The organism is Reyranella sp. (assembly GCF_965227665.1).
GTDB lineage: Bacteria > Pseudomonadota > Alphaproteobacteria > Reyranellales > Reyranellaceae > Reyranella.
Window position 1 is genome coordinate 3,376,047 of sequence record NZ_OZ245767.1, and the last position, 22,017, is coordinate 3,398,063.

Below are 22,017 nucleotides of genomic sequence, written 5' to 3' on the forward strand. Positions count from 1 at the left end.
CACGCCGATGATGCGCCAGTATCTGGCGATCAAGGCCGCGCATCCGGACCATCTGGTGTTCTACCGGATGGGCGATTTCTACGAACTGTTCTTCGACGATGCGGTGAAGGCCTCGGCGGCGCTCGACATCGCCCTGACCAAGCGTGGCCAGCATCTCGGCGAAGACATCAAGATGTGCGGCGTGCCGGTGCACAGCCACGAGGCCTATCTGTCGCGGCTGATCCGCCAGAGCTTCAAGGTCGCGGTCTGCGAACAGATCGAGGACCCGGCCGAGGCCAAGAAGCGGGGCGCCAAGTCGGTGGTCGAGCGTGCGGTGGTGCGGGTCATCACCCCGGGCACCCTGACCGAGGATTCGCTGCTCGATGCGCGCAGCCATAACTATCTCGCGGCCCTGTCCGAGGCGCAGGGCGACCTGGCACTGGCCTGGCTCGATCTCTCGACCGCCGATTTCGCGACCCAGCCGCTGCTGCCGGGGCAGCTCGCCGCCGCCCTGGCCCGGCTGGCCCCGGGCGAATTGCTGATCCCGGACCGTCTGCTGGCGCGCGAGCCGCTCAAGACCGTGCTGGAGGAGTGGAATTCCGTCCTGACGCCGCTGCCCTCGGCCCGCTTCGACAGCGACAATGCCCGCAAGCGCCTGCTCCAGGCCTTCAATGTCGCGGCGCTGGAGAGTTTCGGCGATTTCTCGCGGGCCGAGGTCGCGGCCTGCGGCGCGCTGCTCGACTATGTCGAGCTGACCCAGGCCGGCAAACGCCCGGCGCTGCTGCCGCCGCGCCGCGAACGCGCCGACGGCACGATGGAGATCGACCCGGCGACGCGGCGCAATCTCGAACTGGTGAAGAGCCTCGACGGGCGCCGCGACGGCAGCCTGCTGGCCACCATCGATCGCACGCTGACCGGCCCGGGCGCGCGCCTGCTGGCCGAGCGCATCGCCGCGCCTCTCACCGACCGCGTCGAGATCGAGCGCCGGCTCGACCTGGTGCAGCTCTTCGTCGAGCGGCCAGCCGTGCGCGAGCGGGTGCGCGAGGCGCTGCGCCGTACCCCCGACATCGAGCGCGCCCTGCAGCGCCTGTCGGTCGGCCGCGGCGGTCCCCGCGACCTGGCAGCCCTGCGGGATGGCCTGGACCTGGGCGAGGCGCTGGCCCGGTCGCTGCGCGCCGAGCCGGAAGCACTGCTGCCGCCGCCGGCGCCGCTCGCGGAGATCGTCATGTGCTGCTCCGACCACGGCGCCACCGTGGCGGCGCTGGCCGAGGCGCTGGCCGACGAGCCGCCGCTGCTGGTGCGCGACGGCGGGTTCGTGCGGCAGGGCTACCGGTCCGAGCTCGATGAGCAGCGGACCCTGCGCGACGACAGCCGCAAGACGGTGGCGGGCCTCGAAGCCAAGTACCGCACGGCCACCGGCGTGCCGTCGCTGAAGATCCGGCACAACAACATGATCGGCTACCATATCGAGGTGACGGCGACCCACGCCGACAAGCTCGACCTGGCGGCGCTCGGGTTCACGCGGCGGCAGTCGATGTCGAACGCCACGCGCTTCAGCACGGCCGAGCTGGCCGATCTCGAAACCCGCATCGGCCGCGCCGCCGACCAGGCGCTGGCGCTCGAGCTGGCCGTCTTCGAGGAGCTGGTGGCCAAGGTCATGGCGGTGTCGGCGTCAATCGCGGCGGCCGGCCGGGCGCTGGCCTCGCTCGACGTTTCCTCGGCGCTGGCCGAGCTGGCGGCCAGCAGCAACCAAGTGCGGCCGACGCTGACCGACGATCCGGCCTTCGCCATCGAGGGCGGCCGCCACCCGGTCGTCGAGGCGGCGCTGGCCCGCCAGAACGGCGCGGGGTTCGTGCCCAACGACTGCTATCTCGGCACCGAGCGCCGGCTGTGGCTGCTGACCGGTCCGAACATGGCCGGCAAATCGACCTTCCTGCGCCAGAACGCGCTGATTGCCGTGATGGCCCAGGCCGGCGCCTTCGTGCCGGCCAAGTCCGCCACCATCGGCATCGTCGACCGCCTGTTCAGCCGGGTCGGCGCCGCCGACGACCTGGCGCGCGGGCGTTCGACCTTCATGGTCGAGATGGTCGAGACCGCGGCGATCCTGAACCAGGCGACGGCGCGGAGCCTGGTCATCCTCGACGAGATCGGCCGCGGCACCGCCACCTTCGACGGCCTGTCGATCGCCTGGGCGACGCTCGAGCATCTGCACGACGTCAACAGGTGCCGCGCGCTGTTCGCCACCCACTATCACGAGCTCGGTGCGCTGAAGGAGCGGCTTTCGGCGTTGGCGCCCTACACGATGCGCGTCAAGGAATGGCAGAACGAGGTCGTGTTCCTGCACGAGGTGGCACCGGGCGCCGCCGACCGCTCCTACGGCATCCACGTGGCGCAGCTCGCCGGCCTCCCCGCCGCCGTGGTGTCGCGCGCCGAGGAAGTGCTGGCCGTGCTGGAGAAGGGCGACCAGTCGAGCGCCGTCACCCGCCTCGCCGACGACCTGCCCCTGTTCGCGGCCGCGCCGGCCCGTCCCGCGAGCGGGACCGCGAAGACGAAGGAGTCGGAAGTCGAGAAGGCATTGGCCGAAATCAACCCCGACGAACTCTCGCCCAAGGAAGCGCTCGACGTCCTCTACGCACTGCGCCAGCGATTACCGGAGTAGAATGATTAAGCGAACGCCTTCCGCGCCAGCGCCGCGCCCTCGGAGAGCGCGCGCAGCTTGCCGTAGGCGACGCCCAGCGTCATCGGGGCCATGCCGCAGTTGGTGCAGGCCTGGATGCGCTCGGGATCGACGAACTCGGTCGCGAGTTTCAGGGTTGCGGCGACTTCCTCCGGCGTCTCGATCTTGTCGGAGGCGACGTTGATCGCGCCCACCAGCACGGTCTTGGTCTTCAGGAGCTTCATCAGCTCGGGCGGCACGTGGCTGTCGCGGACTTCGAGCGAGACCTGCTGTATCGAGCTGCGGTCGAGCGCCGGGAAGGTCTGCTCGTACTGACGCCAGCTTTCGCCCAGCGTCTCCTTCCACTTGTTGTTGGCCTCGATGCCGTAGCCGTAGCAGATGTGCACGGCCGTCGTGCACTTCAGCCCCTCGGCCGCCTTCTCCAGCGCCGGCACGCCCCACTCCACCGTCTCGTTGAGGTAGACGTTGAAGGCGGGCTCGTCGAACTGCACGATGTCGACACCGAGCGCTTCGAGGTCCTTTGCTTCCTGGTTCAGCAGCTCGGCGAAGGCGAAGGCCATCTTCACGCGGTCGCCGTAATAGCCGTCGGCCAGCGTGTCGATCAGCGTCATCGGGCCGGGCAGCGTGAACTTGAGCTTGCGCGAGGTCGCGGCGCGGGCGATGCGCGCCTCGCGCTCGTGCACGAACTTGCGGCGCTTCAGGGCCGAGGTGACGGTCGGGCAGTCGGCATCGTAGCGGTTGTTGCGGATGCCCATGCGGACCTTCTTGTCGAAGTCGACGCCGTCGACCTCGGCCAGGAAGCCATGCACGAAATGCTGCCGCGCCTGCTCGCCGTCGCTCACGATGTCGAGGCCGGCTTCTTCCTGGCGCCGGATGGCGAGGAAGGTGGCATCGTCCTTGGCTTCGAACAGCGGTTCCCCCGAGAGGGTCCAAGGCGCCCACAGGACGTTGGGCGTGGCGAGCCAGGCGGGCTTGGGCAGGCTGCCCGCGAGTGTCGTCTCGAACATGGCGTTTCCTCTTTTTCTAACTTGTCGTGTTGCTCGAGACCGGCACGGGCAGGTTGGATCCGCGCGGCGGCGCGTCGAGTGATTCGGACGGCGCGGCTTCGGGCGGCAGGATGTGGCCGTAGGTGCCGGGCGCGCGCCACTGCAGCGTGCCGAAGGCGCCGCAGCTTTCGCAGACCGGCCGCCAGCCCTCGTGATGGGCGCCGCACGCGTTGCAGCGCCAGGCGCGCTCGGCCGGCGCATCGGCGGCGCGGGCGAGCCAGGCGCGCACCTTGTCCTGTCCGGTCTGCTCGCGCTCCTCGACCTCGGCCATGAGGCGGCAGACGCGGGTCGACGGGTTGGTGCCGGCGGCGCTGTCGAGATGGCGGCGCGCCTCGCCCCACAGGCCGGCATCGAGAGAGGCCTGGGCCAATGCCAGATGGCTTTCGATGTCGGACGGGTTGAGGCCGGCCAGGCGGCGCACGACGCCGACCCGCTTCAGGGCCTCGGTCTCGCCCGAGGCATCGAGGTAGAGCGAGGCGAGATCGGGATGCGGCGCCAGTGCCCAGCCGCGTTCGATCGTCTTCATCGCCTTCCTGGCATCGCCTGCCTTGAGCTGCAGTTCGGCCAGCCGCCGTGTCACGGCGATGCGTTCCGGTGCGAGCCCGAACGCCTCGCGGGCGAGCGCCAGCGCGTCGCTGGGGCGGCCTTCGCGCTCGGCCTCGCGGCTGCGCTCGACCTCCAGCAACGCCTTCAGGGTACGGCCCTTGTCGGCCGTGACGACCTTGCGGCGGATGCCCGTCTCCAGAGTCTCCTGGGCGGCCCGCCACTGGCCGACCTGGGCCTGCATGTCGAACAGCGAATGCACGACCCAGGGCGTCTGCGGCCGCAGCCGGAAGGCGCGTTCGGCATAGGCCAGCGCCTGGGCCTGGTCGCCGTCGCGCAGCGCCTGGCCGATCAGGCCGCGCAGCCCGAGAAACGCCATCTGGTCGTCTTCCAGCATGGCGGTGAAGGCGCGACGCGCGCCATCGCGGTCGCCGTTGAGCTGGGCCGCCTGCGCCGAGAGCAGCAGGGTGAGCGCCGGTTCGGACAGGAGTTGCTCGGCCTTGCGTGCATGCTTCTGCGCTTCCACCCCGTCGCCCGCAGCGACGGCGGCAAGGCCCTGCGTCAGCTCGCGATAGCCGCGACGGCGCCGGCTCTCGCCCCAGCCTTCGAGCATCGCGCCGGGGGCGCCGACGATCCAGCGATAGAGCAGCCATCCGCCGACGCTGACCAGGATCAGCACCAGCACGGAGATCATCAACACGCCGACGCTGGTATCGAGCCGCCAGCCACGGAACTCGGCGGTGACGGAGCCCGGCCGTTCGGCCAGCCATACCGCGCCCAGCATCGCTGCGACGGCGAAGACGAACCAGATGATGGTGCGCAGGATCGTCATGGCGCGACCTACCGGGCCGAGCCGAGCAGGGTGACGGCCTGCGAGGAGATTTGGTCGGCCGCCTGCTTGGCGGCGAGGTTCGCTTCGGCGCGTGACAGCCAGCCGGCGGTGGCGCGTGCGGTCTGCGGCGGCAGCGTCTTCACCAGCGCGACCGCCTTGGCGAGGTCGCCGGCTTCGAGCGCGGCTTCCGCCCGCGCGAGCTTGGCTTCCGTGCCGTCGCCCTCGACATCGTTGCCGACCCGGCGCAGCGAAACCAGCGCCCGCACCTTGCCGAGCAGCCGCTCGCCGAACGAATCGTCGGCGAGATCGTCGGCAAGCGCTGCCTTGGCAACCGCGGGAAACTCCGCGACCAGGGCGGCGCGCGAGGCCACGCCGTTCTGGGCATAGGCCTGCAACGCTGTGGCGCTCTCCGTCAGCTTGGCGTCGCCCTGGGCCAGCGGCGTCAGCAAAGCGAGGTCGGTGGCGAAGGGGAGGCCGGATTCGACGGCCGCGCTCAGCCGCGCGGCGATGCCGATGAGGGCGGAGGCCCGCGCTGCACTCATCGCCTTCTGTTCGCCGGCATTGCGGGCACTCGATTCGCCGCGTGCCTTGTCGACGGCCTCGGCCAGCAGCTTGGTCTGCTCGCGCTGCACGGCGATCGTCTGGTCCATCGTCTGCACGGTATTGCGCATGGTCGCGAGCTCGAGCCGCAGGGTGGCGAGCTCCTTTTCCTGCTCCGGGCTGGGAGCCGATGGTGCCGGTGCGGGGGCCGGCGTCGCGGCCTCGGGCGTCGTGGCGCGACCTTCCAGCGCCTCGACCTTGCTGCGCAGATCGGCGATTGCCGGATCGGGCGCGCCGCTGGCGGCGGGCCGCTCCGCAATGGCTGCCGTGGCCGCGCGCACCCGCTTGTCGAGGTCGTCGAGCCGTGTCGAGATTTCGCGTTTTGCCGCCTCCACGGAAGCATTGGCGACGGCCGCCGCATCCTGGCGGACCTGCTGCAGGTCGAGCGCCGGAGCCGGTGTCATCGACGCCGAACCCTGGCCCTGCCACAGCGCGCGGATGTCGGCCGGCCAGTAGGGCAGGCTGATCAGGGCGCCGGCGAGCACGAGGCAGGAGGCGACCAGACCGGTGATGAAAGCACCGACCACGCCAATGCCGCGGCGGACCTCGACCGGGCGGGATGCCGGGGAAGCGGCCGGCGGTCCGGCCGGGTCGGGAGAAGAAGGTGTGTCGCTCATGATGCTCGGTCCTTCTACGGCCGCCTCGGCGGCGGCCTGGGGGGTGCCCGCAACGGCGTCAACGGGCAGCCGGTCGAATTCGTCCAGTACGGACTGGCGGGTGGGATGTGCTGCCGCCACCGCCGCCTTGAACGGCAGGGCGCTCAACGGCTCGAGCGCCGCCGGGCTGATGCCGATGGCGGTGACGTTCGACAGCGAGGCGGACAGGCCGGCCTGCTGCACCAGGCGCGCGAACAATTCCGAAGCGCGCGGCGAGAAGAACATGGCTGCGTCGAGCGCCCGGGCCTCGATGGCGGCGCGTGCCGAGTCCGGCAGCGCGGTCTCCTCGCGGGCGTCATAGAGAGCGACGCGACGCACCTCGAACCCGTCCGGCGCGAGGGCGGCGGCGAAATCCTGGGCAATGTCGACGCCGGACACGTGCAGGAGAGGCCCGGCCTTGGGATCGAGGCGCTTGCGCGCGAGATCCGCCAGCGCCCGTCCGTCGCCCGCGGCGGACACGACCGAGACGAAGCCCAGCCCTTCCGCGGTCGAGGCGGTGGTGTCGCCGACCGCCAGGATGGGCTTGCCGCGCTGTTCGCTCGCTTCGGCGAGCGCACGTGCGCCGTTGGCGCTGCTCAGCAGGATCGCCTGGCACTCGGCCAGATCCGCGGCGAAGTCCGCCGGCGGATGCAGAATCTCGAGACGGAACAAGGGCGCGATGACGGGGACATGGCCGCGCTCGGCCAGCGCCGTCGCCAGCGTGGTCGCCTCGCGCTCCGGCCGGGTGATCAGCACGCGCATGACGCTTCCGTAGCCGGGGCGTCCGGCCGACGCAACGTCATAGAGATTAAAGAAGCACGACGCCCTCGAGTGCCAGCAGCTGGCGCTTGGTCGGCAAGCCCCGGCCGCCCGAGAAGCCGCCTTCCTTGCCGCCGCTGCCCAGGACCCTGTGACAGGGCACGATGATGGGGATGGGGTTGCGGCCGCAGGCCATGCCGACGGCGCGGGGGCCCGACCCCAGGGCCATCGCCATGCCACCATAGGTCGCGGTCCCGCCAAAGGGAATTTCACTCATCATGTTCCAGACGCTCTTCTGGAAGGCGGTGCCGCGCGCCGCGAGCGGAAGGTCGAAGCGCTTCAGCTTGCCGGCGAAATATCGGTCGAGCTGGCGCAACGCCTCTTCGAGCACTGGCGTCATCGGCTCGTCGTGCGCGCTTTCGCCGTTGGACCAGCGCACCGAGGTCACGGCGTCGTGATCCGCCTCGATGGCCAATCGGCCGACCGGGCTGTCGACGTAACGAATGGTCATATGGCAAGCGTAGCGCCGGCGCTCGCCATTTGCCAACATAGGGAAGATGTCAGGGGGAGTGATGAGCAAGGGGCTGAGGTCCTCGCAGAAAGGCCCGACCCGCCGCGCGCTGCTCGGCGGCGCCGCCATGCTGGCGCCAGCGCTTGCCCTTTCCGGTAAGGCGTTCGGCCAGCCGGTGCCGCGCCGCCCACAGCCGGAGGTGGGGCCTCCGCCAGTCGTGTTCGTGCACGGCAACGGGGATTCGAGCGCCCTCTGGATCAACAACCTGTGGCGCTTCGAAGCCAACGGCTACAAGCGCAACCAGCTCTTCGCCATCGACTTCGTCTACCCCAACGCGCGCAGCGACGATTCGAAGCCGCAGCCGTTGCGGTCCTCGGCCGAGGACCAGATGAAGGAACTGTCGGGCTTCGTACTGCAGGTCCTGAAAGCGACGCGCCGTCGCAAGGTCGCTCTCGTCGGGTCCTCGCGCGGCGGCAATGCCATTCGCGCGCTGCTGAAGAACGGTGGCGGGGCGGACCTGGTGAGCCATGCCGTGCTCTGCGGGACGCCCAACAAGGGCATCGTGATTTCCGAATCCCTGCTGCCCGGCAGCGAGTTCAACGGCGCCTTCCCGTTCCTCAAGGGCCTCAACGACGGGCCCGACGACCTGATCCCGGGCGTCGAGATGATGGCGATCCGCTCCGACAGCAACGACAAGTACTCGCAGCCGGACGGCCGCTTCGTCGGCGCGCCCGGCAAGCCGACCGGCGTCGGCTACGATGCCTCGGAGCTGCGTGGCGCGCGCAACGTGATCCTGGACGGGCTCGACCATCGCGAGGTCGCGTTCCACAAGCTGGCTTTTGCGGCGATGTTCGAGCACATCACCGGCAAGCCGCCGGGCAGCATGTTCATCGCCCAGGAGCCGCTGCCGATCCTGAACGGTAAGGTGACCGGCTTCAGCGAAGGCACCTACACCAACATTCCGGTGGCCGGCGCGGAAGTGGAGATCTTCGAGGTCGACGCAAAGACGGGCGAACGCAAGAGCGCGGTGGCGCTGCTGCGCAAGACCACCGGCGAGGACGGTGTCTGGGGGCCTTTCGTCGGCCGCTCCGATTCCCATTACGAGTTCGTGCTGCGGGTCGCGGGCCTGCCGACGACGCACACCTACCGATCGCCGTTCCTGCGTTCGAGCGACGTGGTGCACCTGCGGCCGCAGCCCTTCGGCAAGGCCGACGAGGGCGCCGGGGCCGTCACCCTCATGAGCCGGCCGCGCGGCTATTTCGGCGTCGGTCGCGACAAGTTCTCGCTCGACGGCAAGGTGCCGCCCGGCATCAACGACGGCGTGCCCGGCGCTTCCACCGGACGGCTCGCCTTCGACGCCGCGCCGCCGCGCACCGTGATGGCCGTTTTCAACAACGAAACCATCCCGACCCGCACTTGGCCGGCCAAGGACGGCCACATCGTGGTGGCGGAGTTTTTGAACTAGCTCTTCGGGTTCGAAGTACGTCGAACCAAACAAGACCTCATGCTGAGGAGGCTGCCCCTCGAATACCTCGGGGTAAACTCCGCAGCCGTCTCGAAGCATGGGCATGAGCACCATGTCTGTTGCCCATCCTTCGAGACGCGGCCTGCGGCCGCTCTTCAGGATGAGGTAGTGCTGGTGGATGCTTGAGCCAAGAAGGCTCTAACTCTCGTACGTGTATTTGAAATTGCAGTGGCTGGCGCCCTGCATGATCGTCTGCGTGCGTTCGAGCTTGAGCTTGGGGTCGTAGCCCTCGCAGAAGGCGCCGTCGCGGTTGCACGACAGCAGCCCGCCGATCTCCCCGAGCCCCATCTTCTTGTAGGTTTCGGCATAGCGGCAGCGCACGACGTCGAACACGAAGCTCTTGTCGGTCTGCTCACGCACCTCGATTTCCAGCGAGCCGCCCTTGGTCCAGAGATGCTGGATGTCCTGGAACGACTTGAGCGACGTGCCGCCGGGCACCGACGCGGCGAACTGGCGGGCCTGCTCGATGGCCGAGCGGCGCACCGATTCCTCGATCGTCTTCTTCGCGACCTCCTCGCCGTGGCTCACCTTCAGGGTCTCATAGACCTCTTTGAGGATCTCGGCCTCGATGGTGCGCCTCTCCAGCATCGAGAGGCCTTCGGGGTGCGCAGGTTGTGTCACGGCTGATACCTCTCCATTTGCGTGCCCGCAGGCGCTTGCGGAATCTGCAACGTCCGGCATAGGATCGCAACAAAGCTTGGGGGAGATAATGGGTTCATCTGTGCTACGTGCAATTGTAGCGTTGGCCGTAGCATGGCTGGCTGCGGGGTGCGCGGTGGTCGAGGACAAGATCCCGATCGACTATGTCTCCCAGGTGAGCGCCCCGGCAATCTTGCCCGGCGCCGATGATGTCCTCATCACGCTCAGCGCAAGGGACAGGCGAACGCAACTCGCCGATCGCGTGAGCACCAAGAAGAACGGATACGGCATGGAGATGGCGCGGATCATCTCGACGAATGATGTCGTGGATCTGGTTCGAGCTTCGGTGGAACGCGAGTTCAAGGCACAGGGCTTCAGAATCGGACCCGGTGGTGTCGCCGTCACGATCGAGCTTCAGAATTTCTACAACAACTTCCAGCTGGGCCTCGTCACGGGCACGGCGTTGGCCGACGTCTCATTCGGTCTCAAGGTGCGCGATGCGACCGGTGCACAACTCTACGCGCACGACTACAGCGGCAGCGCCAAGATCGACAACATCATGATGATGACGGGGGATAATGCCAAGGCCGCGCTTCAGACGGCGCTTGCTGCCGCGGTGAAGCAGGTCGTTGACGATACTGCGCTGCAGCAGGTCCTCCTGTCGACGCGCACCAGAAGCAGCCGTGGATCCTGACATGATGAGAGTTTGGCTGTCCCGATTCTGCGTCGTCGGGGTGACGGTGAGCATCGCCGGCTGCGCATCGGTCACGAGCGGCACCAGCCAGGCCATTGCCGTGAATTCCGATCCGGCCGGTGCGGACTGCACGCTCACGCGCGAGGGTCTGTCTCTCGGCACGGTCAAGACGCCGGGTCCGGTCACTATCAAGCGCGACTCCAGGCCGGTCCACGTCTCGTGCCGCATGCCGGGCTACGAGGACGGCAAGGTGGTCCTGAATTCGCGCTACGAGTCGGCGACCATGGGCAACATGATCCTCGGTGGGGCCATCGGAATGATGGTCGACTCCTCCACGGGCGCGAGCAACCGTTACGACGCCCAGGTCACAGTGCCGCTCACGCCGCTCGTGGGCGGGCAAGTCGCGGTGCCTGCGCCCAGCGCCGCGCCGACCTATCCTTCTGCCGTTGCGCCGTCGGCTCCGGCAGCCGCCTCCGATGGACCCGCGTTTCCTGCTCCCGCCACACCGGTCAGCGGGCAGAGCCGGTCGCGTCTCTAGGAGGAGGAGGAATGTTCTGGCGGCTTCTCGCAACGGTCTACTTGCTGCTGTCCTGCGTCAGTGTGGCGAGCGCACAGGTCCCTGCCGTCGGCACCAAAATTTCCAGCACGGTGACCGTGGGTTCCCGAACCATACCGCTCCCCGAGGGCAGCTGGACCGTGGTGTCGAACGGGTCGAGCCAATCCACCAAACAGAATGGATTGGTTGTCGTCTACCTTGCCCAGCTGGAGGGCGGAAAACTGGCGCGCTGGATCAGCCTGCGGACGAACACCGACTACAACAAAGACGGGTGGAAGCGAAACAAGGAGATCTGCGATCGCCACAACGCGCATTTCGGCCATTCGGACTCGGCGCACAATCCGAACGATGCCGAATGCTGGATCGTAAACCATTGGGGCCAGACGTTGGGCAACAAGCCTGCTCAGGCCTCTGTCGATTTCTATCGCTGGAGCGACACGCTGGGGCGGCCGAATACGTCCGTGGGACTGGCCTACTTTTTTGCCAAGCGGGGCGATTATCTGACCGTGCAGTACCACTTCAACCCCGTGCTGGCCGGCTTTCCCGATACGCCGAGTGCGGAATGGCGTGGCAACCCCTGGCATGTCGATATCGCCAGCAAGGACCCCAAGAAGCTTGCCTATCTGCGCGGGTTGAAGGGGGTGGGAGAGAAGTACTTCGAGCAATTGCGGACCGTCCTCCGATGAGTGCCGTCAGGCTCCAGATCGTGAATTCAAACGCCGGGTGCGGGTGGACGCTGACGTCGGCCTGATGTCGCTTGGTGCCCTTGACATCCCGGGCACTGGGTGAAATATCGGCCGCAGCATGATTTCGCTCGCCCTCCTCCGGTCGCGACGTCGCCGCTCGCAAAAGCGGTAAGAGAACGCGCGCGCGCAACAGTAACAAACGCGCCGTATCGTGAAGCCGCTGGAGAGACGAAGCGGCTTCCATCCTTCCTTCTCCAGTCGGCCCTCCCCTTCAAGGCCCTGCATCGAGAGAGAAGTCCATGACCAGCAACAAGACCAAGATTTTCATCGACGGCCAGCACGGCACGACCGGCCTGCAGATCCTCGACCGGCTCAAGGACCGGGCCGATATCGAGCTACTCGAACTGCCGATGGCCGACCGCAAGGATCTGGGCAAGCGCGCCGAGATCGCCCGGGCCTCCGACATCACCGTGCTCTGCCTGCCTGACGCGGCGGCCAAGGAGCTGGTCGCCGCCATCGGCGACTCTGACACGGTGGTCATCGACGCCTCGACCGCATATCGCGTGGCCGAGGGCTGGACCTACGGTTTTCCGGAGCTCGCCAAGGACCAGCGCAAGAAGCTGCTCGCCTCCAACCGCATCAGCAATCCGGGCTGCTATCCGACCGGCGCCATCGCGCTGCTGCGGCCGCTGGTCGATGCCGGCATCGTGCGCGCCGATTCCACACCCGCCGTGTTCGGCGTGTCGGGCTATACCGGCGGCGGCAAGGAGCTGATCGCCGTCCATGAGCAGCCCGGCGTCGAGCCGTTCGGCCTCTACGGGCTCGAGCTCACGCACAAGCACGTGCCGGAGATGAAGAAGTATTCCGGCCTCACGCATGCGCCGCTGTTCGTGCCGTCGGTCGGCCACTATGCCCAGGGCATGCTGATCACCGTGCCGATCACGCGCGACATCACCACGAAGCAGGTGACGGCCAAGGACGTCCACCAGGTGCTGGCCGACTACTATGCCGGCGAGACCTTCGTGCCGGTGCGGTCGCTCGCCGACCGGGCGTGGCTGGAGCGCGACCGGTTCCTGCGGGCCGACCGCCTGATCGACACCAACACGATGGAGCTGGCGGTCTACGGCAACGATGCCGACGGCAACGTGCTGGCCGTGGCCTCGCTCGACAATCTCGGCAAGGGCGCGTCGGGCGCGGCGGTGCAGTGCATCAACCTCAAGACCGGCGTCGCCGAAACCACGGGCCTCACCGTCGGCTGAGGCGCGTCTCATGGACGAGACACCGGCGCTGCGGCGCGCGGTGGCGGACGATGTCGCCGCCGTGCGTGTGCTCACGCGCGAAGCCTATGCCAAGTGGGTGCCCGTGATCGGCCGCGAGCCGCTGCCGATGCGCGCCGACTACGACGAGGCGGTGCGCCGGCATCGCGTCGACCTGGCCTTTCTCGACGGCGGCCTCGCCGCCCTCATCGAGACGATCGACAAGGGCGATCACCTGGTGATCGAGAACGTCGCCGTCGCGCCGGCCTTCCAGGGGCACGGCCTGGGCCGGTATCTGCTGGCACACGCCGAGCGCCTGGCGCTCGAACTCGGCTATGGCGAGGTGCGGCTCTACACGAACAAGATGTTCGAGGCGAACGTCCGGCTCTATCTCGCCGTCGGCTACCGCATCGATCGCGAGGAAACCTCGGCGCTCGGCGTCACGGTCTATATGAGCAAGTCGATCCTGCCGTGCGACGTCGCGGCTTGACCGCGATCCCCTGACTGTGTTCGCGTCCGGCGCGGAGGAACAAGCCATGCCGGACAGCAAGCCGAAGAACAAGACTCCCGATCAGCTGCGCAGCGCGCGCTGGTTCGCGCCCGACGATCTGCGCGCCTTCGGCCATCGCTCGCGCGCGATGCAGATGGGCTACGCGCCGGAGGAATGGGCCGGCAAGCCGGTCATCGCCATCCTCAACACCTGGTCGGACGCCCAGCCCTGCCACATGCATTTCAAGACGCGCGTCGACGACGTGAAGCGCGGCGTGCTGCAGGCCGGCGGTTTCCCGATCGAATTGCCGGCGCTGTCGCTGTCTGAGAGCCTGCTGAAGCCGACGACCATGCTCTATCGCAACCTGCTGGCGATGGACGCGGAAGAGCTGCTGCGCGGCCATCCGGTCGACGGCGTCGTGCTGATGGGCGGTTGCGACAAGACCACGCCGGCGCTTTTGCTCGGCGCGATCAGCGTCGGTCTTCCGACGATCTACCTGCCGGCCGGGCCGATGCTGCGCGGCAACTGGAAGGGCAAGGTGCTGGGCTCAGGCTCCGATGCCTGGAAGTACTGGGACGAGCGCCGGGCCGGCAAGATCACCGACTCCGACTGGGTCGATGTCGAGGCCGGCATCGCGCGCTCCTACGGCACCTGCATGACCATGGGCACGGCGGCCACGATGATGGCGATGGCCGAGACGCTCGGCATGTCGCTGCCCGGCGCTTCGTCGATCCCCGCCGCGGACGCCAACCATATCCGCATGGCCTCCCAATGCGGCCGTCGCATCGTCGACATGGTCTGGGAAGACCTGACGCCGAACAGGATCCTGACGCACGAGGCGTTCCTCAACGCCATCACCGTGGCGATGGCGATGGGCTGCTCGACCAATGCCATCATCCACCTGATCGCGCTGGCGCGGCGCGCCGGCCAGAAGATCGGCCTCGACGATTTCGAGCGCGCCAGCCGCACGGTGCCAGTGATCGCCAACATCCGGCCGAGCGGCGACAAATACCTGATGGAGGATTTCTTCTATGCCGGCGGCCTGCCGGGCCTGATCGAGCAGATTCGCGACCACCTGCATCTCGATGCCCTCACCGTGACGGGAAAGACGCTGGGCGAGAACGTGAAGGGTGCAGAGATCTACAACGACGACGTGATCCGCTCGGTCGCCAACCCGATCTACAAGGAAGGGGCGCTGGCCGTCCTCAAGGGTAACCTGGCGCCGGATGGCTGCGTCATCAAGCCGAGCGCCTGTGCCCCGAAGTTCCTGAAGCACACCGGCCCCGCCCTGGTGTTCGACGACTATCCGTCGATGAAGGCGGCGATCGATCGCGAGGATCTCGACGTCACCGAGGACACGGTGCTGATCCTGCGTAATGCCGGGCCGCAGGGCGGGCCGGGCATGCCGGAGTGGGGCATGCTGCCGATCCCCACCAAGCTGGTGAAACAGGGCGTGCGCGACATGGTGCGGCTCTCCGACAGCCGCATGAGCGGCACCAGCTACGGCGCCTGCATCCTGCACGTCTCGCCGGAATCCTATATCGGCGGGCCGCTCGCTCTGGTGAAGACCGGCGACATGATCTCGCTCGATGTCGACAAGCGCACGATCGACATGAACGTCTCCGATGAGGAGCTGGCGAAGCGCCGCGCGGCGTGGACGAAGCCCGAGCCGCGCTACGAGCGTGGCTATGGCTGGATGTTCACCCGGCACATCAGGCAGGCCAACGAAGGCTGCGACTTCGATTTCCTCGAGACGGGGTTCGGCAAGCCGGTCGCGGAGCCGTCGATCTATTGAAGACCTCATCCTTCGAGACGCGCTCCGCGCTCCTCCGGATGTGAGTGCGCGAAGAAAATTCTTCCAGGGCCGCGACGTACCGCAACCACTTTTCATCCATTTGCGCTGGGCCGATTGCCGGACGCGAGCGAACTTTCTATCTCACTCGCGCTGCACGCGCCCGCGTGCCCGGTTTGCAGAGAGTTTTCATGACCTTGTCGTCGTTCCAGCGTCGCGCCTTCCTGGCGGGCGGCGTGTCCATGCTGGCCTCCCCTGCGCTTGCACAGGGCGCCCGTGTCCCCGTTCGTGTCGGCAATATCCCGGTGATCGGCGCGGCGCCGATCTTCGTGGTCGACCATGAAGGATGGGCCAGGCAGGCCGGCCTCGATCTGACCCTGACGACCTTCCAGTCGGGGCCGCATGCCATCCAGGCGCTCGCTTCGGGCACGCTCGACGTCTACGTCGCAGGCATCGCGCCGCTGGGTGTCGCGCGCTCGCGCGGCATCGACGTCAAGGTGGTGGCGGCGACGGCGAGCGGCGAGAACGTCTTCGTGGCCGTGCCGCGGCTCGCCACGCATTTCGCACCCGGCGTCGCGCCGGCAGAGGCCTTCAAGCGTTATCGCGCGGTCTCGGGCAAACCCGCGCGGCTCGCCACGCAGCCTGCCGGCTCGGTCCCCAACACCACGCTGCAATACTGGCTTTGGGAAGTCATCAAGGCCAGTCGCGAGGACGTCGAGATCGTGGCCATGGGCATCGATGCTACGCAGCAGGCGGTGCTGGCCGACGCGGTCGAAGGCGCGACCGTCCGCGAGCCCGCTCTTTCGATCATCCAGAAGGCCAATCCCGGCATCAGGCTGGTCGAAGTCGGCGACAAATTGTTCCCCGGCCAACCCGGCACGGTCGTGGGCGTCTCCGGCGCCTTTATCGCCAAGCATCCGGCGGCGGTGCAGTCGCTGGTCGACGGGCTGGTGCGCGCCGGCGATCTGCTGACGCGCGACCCCGACAAGGCCGCCCCGGCGGTCGCTGCCAATCTCGCCAAGGGCATCGTCGATCTCGAGATCATCAAGACGGCGCTGAAGTCGCCGGCCACGAAGTTCGTCATCGATCCGCGCGAGGTCATCGCCCCGTCGAAGGCGATGGAGGCCTATCAGGTGAAGCTCGGCTCCCTCAAGGAAGCCGCACCGCTCGACGACCTGTTCGACGTTCGCTTCTTCGAGAAGGCGCGGCGGCCGGGCTGACGGCGCGCCAGGACAGGTCGATGGCCGTTACTCAAACCGCCGACTTGCCGGCCTCGTCCGCGCCGGGTCGCGCTCGCATGAGCGCGCTCGGCTCGATCGGGCTGGGCGCCGCGGGCCTGCTGGCCTTCCTGCTCATCTGGCAGGCGGTGCCGACCTTCGGGCTGGTGAACCCGATGATGCTGCCGGGTCCGCTGGCGATCCCCGAGGCTTTCCGCAGCGAGCTCGACTCCGGCATGTGGCTGAAGGCGGTCACGGGCAGTCTCAGTCACTATGGGATCGGGCTGGTGATCGGAGCGGCGCTCGGGGTCGCCGTCGGTGTCCTCACCGGCATGTCGCGCGTCGCCGAGGACCTGACCTCATGGGTCGTGCGGCTGTTGCGCCCGATTCCCGGCCTCGCCTGGGCGCCTTTCGCCATCATCTGGTTCGGTGTCACGCCCAAGGCGGCCGTCTTCATCATCGCCGTCTCGGTGTTCTGGATCGTGTTCTTCGCGGCGCACGGCGCGGTGCGCGGCGTCGATCGCGACCTTCTCGAAGTGGCGGAGGCGTTCGGTTTCCGCAGCCCCCTCGAGAAGCTGTTGAAGATCTACCTGCCGGCCGCGATGCCCGGCATCCTCGTCGGCCTGAGGACGGCGCTGGGCCAGGCCTGGATGGCCGTGGTCGCCGCGGAAATCTTCGGTGTGCCCGGCCTCGGCAACCGCATGATCGAGGCCTCGTCGCTGCTCGCGACCGACATCGTGGTCGTCTACATGCTCACCATGGCCGCGCTCTACGGCATCCTCGATTCGCTGTTCCTCGTCACCCAGAACTGGCTGCTGCGATGGAAAGCGTGATCGATAGCGTCATCGACATAAGGGGCCTCGGCCTCACCTTCGAGCGCGATGGCCGTCGCACCGAGGTGCTGCGCGAGCTCGACCTCAGCATCCCGCGGGGCGGGTTCGTGGCCATCGTCGGTGCTTCGGGCGTCGGCAAGTCGACCTTGCTGCGCGTGCTGATCGGGTTGGCGAAGGCGAGCGCCGGCCGCGTGTCGCTGGCAACCCGGTCGACGGCGCGCCAGCCGGTCGCGCTGGTCTTCCAGGATTCGCGCCTGCTGCCCTGGCGCCGGGTGGTCGACAATGTCGCCTTCGGCCTCGAAGGGGCGGGCCTGTCGAAGGCCGAGCGCCGCGCCCGGGCGGTCGAGGCGCTGCGCATCGTCGGCCTGGCCGATCTCGCCGGCCGCTGGCCCTACCAGCTCTCGGGTGGCCAGCGCCAGCGCGTCTCGCTGGCCCGCGCGCTCGCCGTCGAGCCCGAGGTCCTGCTGATGGACGAACCATTCTCGGCCCTCGATGCGATCTCCCGCGAAGGGCTGCAGGACGAGCTGACGCGCATCTGGCAGCAGACCGGCAAGACCATCCTGTTCGTCACGCACGACATCGAGGAAGCGACCTATCTGGCGGACCGTGTCATCGTGCTCGCGGGGTCGCCGGGACGGGCGGTGGTCGACCGGGTGATCGACGCGCCGCGGCCACGCCGACGGGACGATCCGGCCGAAGCCGGTCTGGTCGCGGAAATCAGGCGCCATCTTGGCAAGACGGGCTGATCTCCAACCCCGAGCGACCTAACGACGCGCGCGATGCGCATTCACGAAACCGAAAGCCTGCCGACTTACAACCAGCCCCGATGGGGGTAGGGCGCTGCGCCGTGCCGCTGCGTAGTATCGGGAAAGCGCACATGCTCGTATCCAGACCTGACAAGGGCCGCGCGGCCACCACGCCGCTTGGCGTCGGCGGTACCGGCTTCCGGCCCAATCTCTACGACGCGGTCATCTTCGTGCTGGTGGTCGGCGTCTTCGTGCTGGTCGCGCACGGCTTCCGGGAGATGAATGCTCCGGCCATCCAGCTCGAAACCGTGCCGGTCACGCTCGATGTCGCGCGCCTCCCCGAATACGCGTTGCGCACCACGCTGCGCATGTTCGCCGCCATCATCGCCTCGCTCGTCTTCACCTTCGTGGTGGCGACCCTGGCGGCGCGCAGCCGCAAGGCCGAGCTGGTCATCCTGCCGGCTCTCGACATCCTGCAGTCGGTGCCGGTGCTGGGCTTCCTCACCTTCACCGTGACGTTCTTCCTGCAGCTTTTTCCGGGCAGCGTGCTGGGCGCGGAATGCGCGGCGATCTTCGCCATCTTCACCAGCCAGGCCTGGAACATGGCCTTCAGCTTCTACCAGTCGCTCCGTACCGTGCCGCGAGACCTCGACGAGGTGGCCAGGCACTACCGCTTCTCGCCGTGGCTGCGCTTCTGGCGGCTCGACGTGCCCTTCGCCGCGCCCGGCCTGATCTGGAACACGATGATGTCGATGTCGGGCGGCTGGTTCTTCGTCGTCGCCTCCGAAGCGATCACGGTCGGCGACACCACGCTGATGCTGCCGGGCATCGGGTCCTGGCTGGCGCTGGCGATCCAGGCCCGCGACCTCAACGCGGTGCTGCTCGCCATCGCCACGATGGCCGCCGTCATCCTGGCCTATGACCAGCTCATCTTCCGGCCGATCGTCGCCTGGGCCGACAAGTTCCGCTTCGAGCAGCAGGCCGCCGAGTCGCAGCCGCATTCGTGGCTCTACGATTTCTGGCGCCGCAGTCGCGTGCGCCCGCACGTCGTTCGCGCCGTCGGCTCGCTGGCGGACCGTGTCTCGCTGCTGCCGACGCCGCTCACGAGCGCGCCGGTCAAACCGAAATTCGGAACGTCGTCGCGCACCGGGGAGAGGATCTGGATCGCGGTTCTGCTGGTGCTGGCAGGCTATGCGCTCTGGCAGATCGTGCTGTACACCCGCACGACCCTGGGCTTCGACGATCTGCGCATCGCCCTGTTCGACGGATTTCTGACGCTGATCCGGGTGTTGGTTCTGATAGCGCTGGCGAGCCTCATCTGGGTCCCGATCGGCGTGTGGATCGGGCTGCGCCCGCGCCTCGCGACGAGCCTGCAGCCGGTCGCCCAGTTCCTGGCGGCCTTCCCGGCGAACGTCGTGTTCCCCGTGGCCGTGGTGGCGATCGTCAGCCTGCGGCTCGATCCCAACATCTGGCTGAGCCCGCTGATGATCCTGGGCACCCAGTGGTACATCCTGTTCAACGTCATCGCCGGCGCGAGCGCGATCCCGACCGACCTGCGCGACGCGGCAGCGCTCTTTCGCATCAGCTCCTGGTCGTGGTGGCGCAAGGTCGGCGTCCCGGCGATCCTTCCCTACTACGTGACGGGCGCGCTGACCGCCGCCGGCGGCTCCTGGAACGCCAGCATCGTTGCCGAGGTGGTGAGCTGGGGCGACACCCACCTGCGGGCCGAGGGACTCGGCGCCTACATCGCGGACGCCACGACCGCCGGCGACTTTCCGCGTGTCGTGCTGGGCATCGTGGTCATGGCGTTGATGGTGACCACGTGCAACCGCATCCTGTGGCGACCGCTTTATCGCCTCGCCGAGAACCGCTTCAGGCTCGAGTAGGAGAGACCGAATGGACACGATGATCTCCGTGGCCGATCGCACGCTTGTCAGCGTCGACCACATCCGCAAGGTCTATCCCAAGGGCAGCGGCGAGGATCTGCTGGTTCTCGACGATGTCTGCCTGACGCTGGGCAAGAACGAGATCGTCTCGTTCCTCGGCCGCTCCGGCTGCGGGAAGACGACGCTGCTGCGCATCCTCGCCGGCCTGATGCCGGCAACCGGGGGTGAGGTGACGATCGCGGGCAAGAGCGTCGTCGGTCCGTCGCCGGAAGTCGCGATGGTGTTCCAGTCCTTCGCGCTCTTCCCCTGGCTCACGGTGCTGCAGAACGTGGAGATCGGCCTCGAGGCGCAGGGCGTCGGTCCGGCCGAGCGCAAGCGCCGAGCGCTGGCCGCCATCGACCTGATCGGCCTCGACGGTTACGAGAGCGCCTACCCGAAGGAACTGTCCGGCGGGATGCGCCAGAGGGTCGGCATCGCGCGTGCGGTCGTGGTGCAGCCCACCGTGCTGCTGATGGACGAAGCCTTTTCGGCCCTCGACGTGCTGACCGCCGAGACGCTGCGCACCGACCTCATGGATCTGTGGATCGAGGGCCGCCTGCCGATCTCGGCAATCGCCGTCGTCACGCACAATATCGAGGAAGCAGTCCTGCTGTCGGACCGTGTGCTGGTCTTTGGCTCCAATCCCGGCCATGTCGCGGCGGAGATCAAGATCGACCTGCCCCATCCTCGCAACCGGCTCGATCCTGCGTTCCGGCAGATCGTCGAGGATCTCTATTCCACCATGACGGAGCGAGCCGGGGGTAAGACGAGCCCGGGCCATTTCTTCGGCACCGGCCTCGCCATGCTGCTGCCGAAGGTGTCGCCCAACATGATCGCCGGCCTGATGGAGGCGGTGGCTGCTGCACCGCACGAGGGCCATGCCGGCCTGCCGGAGCTGGCCGGCGACCTTCACATGGAGGTCGACGACCTGTTCCCGGTCGCCGAGGTCCTGCAGCTCCTGCGTTTCGCCGAGCTGGCGGAGGGCGACATCAAGCTCACCGAGCCGGGACACCAGTTCGTCGGCTTCGAGCCCGATGCCCGCAAGAAGCTGTTCGCCCAGCATCTCCTGAACTATGTGCCGCTGGCGGGGCATATCCGCCGCGTCCTCGACGAGCGCGGCACGCATCGCGCACCGGGCAGCCGCTTCCGCGGCGAACTCGAGGATCACATGTCCGAGTCCTTCGCCGCGCAGACATTGCGCACCGTCACGTCGTGGGGCCGCTTCGGCGAGATTTTCGCCTATGATGAGGTGAGCGACGTGTTCAGCCTGGACAATCCAGGCTGACGGCGGCGCCGGAGGACAGAACCTTGCATTTCGACCTGCTGGAGCTTGGCGAGACCGCCCTGCGTCTCGGGGTGGCGCTGCTGCTGGGGTCGGCCATCGGGTTCGAACGGCAATGGCACCAGAAGATGGCGGGCCTGCGCACCAACGCTCTGGTGGCGCTGGGCGCGGCGGGCTTCGTCACTTTCTCCGGGCTGGTCGGCGCCGGCGATCCGACGCGCGTGGCCGCGCAGGTCGTGACCGGCATCGGCTTCCTGGGCGCGGGCGTCATCCTGCGCGAGGGCGTCAACGTGCATGGGCTCAATACCGCCGCGACGCTGTGGTGCTCGGCGATGGTCGGCACGATGGCGGGGGCGGGGCATGGCGGCCCGGCGCTGCTGGCGGCCGGCATGGTGATCGGCACCAACCTCGTCCTGCGGCCGCTCATACGGCGCGTGAACAGCCGCCTCGTGACCAGCAGCAACGCCGAGACGCACTATACCGTCGAGGTGGTCTGCCGCGGCGCCGAGGAGGCGCAGATGCGGTCGCTGCTGCTGAACGCGCTGGCGCAGGCGGGGCTCGGCCTGCGCCGTCTCGATAGTGAGGACATCGCCGACACGTCGAAGGTCACGGTGACGGCGCAGGCCGTCGCCGCCAAGCGCAACGACGCGGCGCTGGAGCAGATCGTGGGCCGCCTCAGCCTCGATCCCACGGTCACCGGCGTCACCTGGCAGATCGACCGCACGATTCCCGAGTCCTGACCTTCGTAACGGCTTGGACCTTTTGTCCAATTCAGCCGTCCTGCCCACCCGACG

19 protein-coding genes are annotated in these 22,017 nt (G+C 68.0%); 14 read left to right on the forward strand and 5 right to left on the reverse strand.

Annotation, left to right across the window (positions count from 1 at the left end; genetic code table 11):
• Positions 1-7: 7 nt before the first annotated feature.
• On the forward strand, positions 8-2,638 hold the full coding sequence (gene mutS / locus ACO07I_RS16245; protein ID WP_422018289.1) for a DNA mismatch repair protein MutS: 2,631 nt from the start codon (positions 8-10) through the stop codon (positions 2,636-2,638).
• A gap of 5 nt (positions 2,639-2,643) precedes the next feature.
• On the opposite strand, the gene ACO07I_RS16250 is transcribed toward mutS, so the two are convergent.
• The 4 genes from ACO07I_RS16250 to ACO07I_RS16265 are packed head-to-tail and all read right to left on the reverse strand — an operon-like array spanning position 2,644 to position 7,582.
• Positions 2,644-3,663 (reverse strand): methionine synthase, encoded by a 1,020-nt coding sequence (locus ACO07I_RS16250; RefSeq protein ID WP_422009391.1) that lies wholly within the window; start codon positions 3,661-3,663, stop codon positions 2,644-2,646.
• Positions 3,664-3,679: 16 nt separating this feature from the next.
• Positions 3,680-5,077, reverse strand: coding sequence for a heme biosynthesis protein HemY (locus ACO07I_RS16255; protein ID WP_422009393.1), 1,398 nt, complete (start codon positions 5,075-5,077; stop codon positions 3,680-3,682).
• Positions 5,078-5,085: 8 nt separating this feature from the next.
• Complete coding sequence (locus ACO07I_RS16260; protein ID WP_422009395.1) at positions 5,086-7,074, reverse strand: uroporphyrinogen-III synthase; 1,989 nt, start codon at positions 7,072-7,074, stop codon at positions 5,086-5,088.
• Positions 7,075-7,120: 46 nt separating this feature from the next.
• Positions 7,121-7,582, reverse strand: a complete 462-nt coding sequence (locus ACO07I_RS16265; protein ID WP_422009397.1) for a methylated-DNA--[protein]-cysteine S-methyltransferase — start codon at positions 7,580-7,582, stop codon at positions 7,121-7,123.
• Between the two features lie 61 nt (positions 7,583-7,643).
• Here ACO07I_RS16265 and ACO07I_RS16270 point away from each other — a divergent pair, with 61 nt between their 5' ends.
• The gene (locus tag ACO07I_RS16270; RefSeq protein ID WP_422009399.1) at positions 7,644-9,047 is read left to right on the forward strand and encodes an alpha/beta fold hydrolase; all 1,404 of its coding nucleotides are present in this window, start codon (positions 7,644-7,646) and stop codon (positions 9,045-9,047) included.
• Between the two features lie 198 nt (positions 9,048-9,245).
• On the opposite strand, the gene ACO07I_RS16275 is transcribed toward ACO07I_RS16270, so the two are convergent.
• On the reverse strand, positions 9,246-9,695 hold the full coding sequence (locus tag ACO07I_RS16275; protein WP_422018291.1) for an L-2-amino-thiazoline-4-carboxylic acid hydrolase: 450 nt from the start codon (positions 9,693-9,695) through the stop codon (positions 9,246-9,248).
• 187 nt (positions 9,696-9,882) lie between these two features.
• On the opposite strand from ACO07I_RS16275, the gene ACO07I_RS16280 reads away from it, so the two are divergent.
• The 12 genes from ACO07I_RS16280 (at position 9,883) to ACO07I_RS16335 (ending at position 21,963) form a co-directional block, all read left to right on the forward strand.
• Positions 9,883-10,440: a YajG family lipoprotein gene (locus ACO07I_RS16280; protein ID WP_422009401.1), complete on the forward strand. Its 558-nt coding sequence runs from the start codon at positions 9,883-9,885 to the stop codon at positions 10,438-10,440.
• A 1-nt stretch (position 10,441) separates the two neighbouring features.
• A complete protein-coding gene (locus ACO07I_RS16285) occupies positions 10,442-10,978 on the forward strand; it encodes a hypothetical protein (protein ID WP_422009403.1) in 537 nt (178 codons plus the stop codon).
• 11 nt (positions 10,979-10,989) lie between these two features.
• Positions 10,990-11,682 carry a hypothetical protein gene (locus tag ACO07I_RS16290; RefSeq protein ID WP_422009405.1) on the forward strand — a complete coding sequence of 231 codons (693 nt, stop codon included), beginning with the start codon at positions 10,990-10,992 and terminating at the stop codon, positions 11,680-11,682.
• Between the two features lie 299 nt (positions 11,683-11,981).
• Positions 11,982-12,941 (forward strand): N-acetyl-gamma-glutamyl-phosphate reductase, encoded by a 960-nt coding sequence (gene argC / locus ACO07I_RS16295; RefSeq protein ID WP_422009407.1) that lies wholly within the window; start codon positions 11,982-11,984, stop codon positions 12,939-12,941.
• Between the two features lie 10 nt (positions 12,942-12,951).
• Complete coding sequence (locus ACO07I_RS16300) at positions 12,952-13,428, forward strand: GNAT family N-acetyltransferase (protein ID WP_422009408.1); 477 nt, start codon at positions 12,952-12,954, stop codon at positions 13,426-13,428.
• A gap of 46 nt (positions 13,429-13,474) precedes the next feature.
• On the forward strand, positions 13,475-15,223 hold the full coding sequence (gene araD / locus ACO07I_RS16305) for an L-arabinonate dehydratase (protein ID WP_422009410.1): 1,749 nt from the start codon (positions 13,475-13,477) through the stop codon (positions 15,221-15,223).
• Positions 15,224-15,411: 188 nt separating this feature from the next.
• Positions 15,412-16,440, forward strand: coding sequence for an ABC transporter substrate-binding protein (locus ACO07I_RS16310; RefSeq protein WP_422009412.1), 1,029 nt, complete (start codon positions 15,412-15,414; stop codon positions 16,438-16,440).
• 77 nt (positions 16,441-16,517) lie between these two features.
• Entirely contained in the window at positions 16,518-17,270 is a 753-nt protein-coding gene (locus ACO07I_RS16315) for an ABC transporter permease (RefSeq protein WP_422018293.1), read from the forward strand.
• Complete coding sequence (locus ACO07I_RS16320; protein ID WP_422009414.1) at positions 17,258-18,016, forward strand: ABC transporter ATP-binding protein; 759 nt, start codon at positions 17,258-17,260, stop codon at positions 18,014-18,016. The genes ACO07I_RS16315 and ACO07I_RS16320 overlap by 13 nt, the downstream gene beginning before the upstream one ends.
• Before the next feature lie 131 nt (positions 18,017-18,147).
• Positions 18,148-19,902, forward strand: a complete 1,755-nt coding sequence (locus tag ACO07I_RS16325; RefSeq protein ID WP_422009416.1) for an ABC transporter permease — start codon at positions 18,148-18,150, stop codon at positions 19,900-19,902.
• Positions 19,903-19,921: 19 nt separating this feature from the next.
• Positions 19,922-21,226: an AAA-associated domain-containing protein gene (locus tag ACO07I_RS16330; RefSeq protein ID WP_422018295.1), complete on the forward strand. Its 1,305-nt coding sequence runs from the start codon at positions 19,922-19,924 to the stop codon at positions 21,224-21,226.
• A gap of 23 nt (positions 21,227-21,249) precedes the next feature.
• Complete coding sequence (locus ACO07I_RS16335) at positions 21,250-21,963, forward strand: MgtC/SapB family protein (protein WP_422009417.1); 714 nt, start codon at positions 21,250-21,252, stop codon at positions 21,961-21,963.
• Positions 21,964-22,017 lie beyond the last annotated feature (54 nt).

Coding starts and splice junctions, on each gene's coding strand:
- ACO07I_RS16330 (WP_422018295.1), top strand. CDS start 19,922: ATGATCTCCGTGGCCGATCGCACGCTTGTCAGCGTCGACCACATCCGC.
- ACO07I_RS16285 (WP_422009403.1), top strand. CDS start 10,442: ATGATGAGAGTTTGGCTGTCCCGATTCTGCGTCGTCGGGGTGACGGTG.
- ACO07I_RS16270 (WP_422009399.1), top strand. CDS start 7,644: ATGAGCAAGGGGCTGAGGTCCTCGCAGAAAGGCCCGACCCGCCGCGCG.
- ACO07I_RS16300 (WP_422009408.1), top strand. CDS start 12,952: ATGGACGAGACACCGGCGCTGCGGCGCGCGGTGGCGGACGATGTCGCC.
- araD (WP_422009410.1), top strand. CDS start 13,475: ATGCCGGACAGCAAGCCGAAGAACAAGACTCCCGATCAGCTGCGCAGC.
- ACO07I_RS16250 (WP_422009391.1), bottom strand. CDS start 3,663: ATGTTCGAGACGACACTCGCGGGCAGCCTGCCCAAGCCCGCCTGGCTC.
- ACO07I_RS16310 (WP_422009412.1), top strand. CDS start 15,412: ATGACCTTGTCGTCGTTCCAGCGTCGCGCCTTCCTGGCGGGCGGCGTG.
- ACO07I_RS16325 (WP_422009416.1), top strand. CDS start 18,148: ATGCTCGTATCCAGACCTGACAAGGGCCGCGCGGCCACCACGCCGCTT.
- ACO07I_RS16255 (WP_422009393.1), bottom strand. CDS start 5,077: ATGACGATCCTGCGCACCATCATCTGGTTCGTCTTCGCCGTCGCAGCG.
- ACO07I_RS16275 (WP_422018291.1), bottom strand. CDS start 9,695: ATGCTGGAGAGGCGCACCATCGAGGCCGAGATCCTCAAAGAGGTCTAT.
- argC (WP_422009407.1), top strand. CDS start 11,982: ATGACCAGCAACAAGACCAAGATTTTCATCGACGGCCAGCACGGCACG.
- ACO07I_RS16260 (WP_422009395.1), bottom strand. CDS start 7,074: ATGCGCGTGCTGATCACCCGGCCGGAGCGCGAGGCGACCACGCTGGCG.
- ACO07I_RS16265 (WP_422009397.1), bottom strand. CDS start 7,582: ATGACCATTCGTTACGTCGACAGCCCGGTCGGCCGATTGGCCATCGAG.
- ACO07I_RS16315 (WP_422018293.1), top strand. CDS start 16,518: ATGAGCGCGCTCGGCTCGATCGGGCTGGGCGCCGCGGGCCTGCTGGCC.
- ACO07I_RS16290 (WP_422009405.1), top strand. CDS start 10,990: ATGTTCTGGCGGCTTCTCGCAACGGTCTACTTGCTGCTGTCCTGCGTC.
- mutS (WP_422018289.1), top strand. CDS start 8: ATGATGCGCCAGTATCTGGCGATCAAGGCCGCGCATCCGGACCATCTG.
- ACO07I_RS16320 (WP_422009414.1), top strand. CDS start 17,258: ATGGAAAGCGTGATCGATAGCGTCATCGACATAAGGGGCCTCGGCCTC.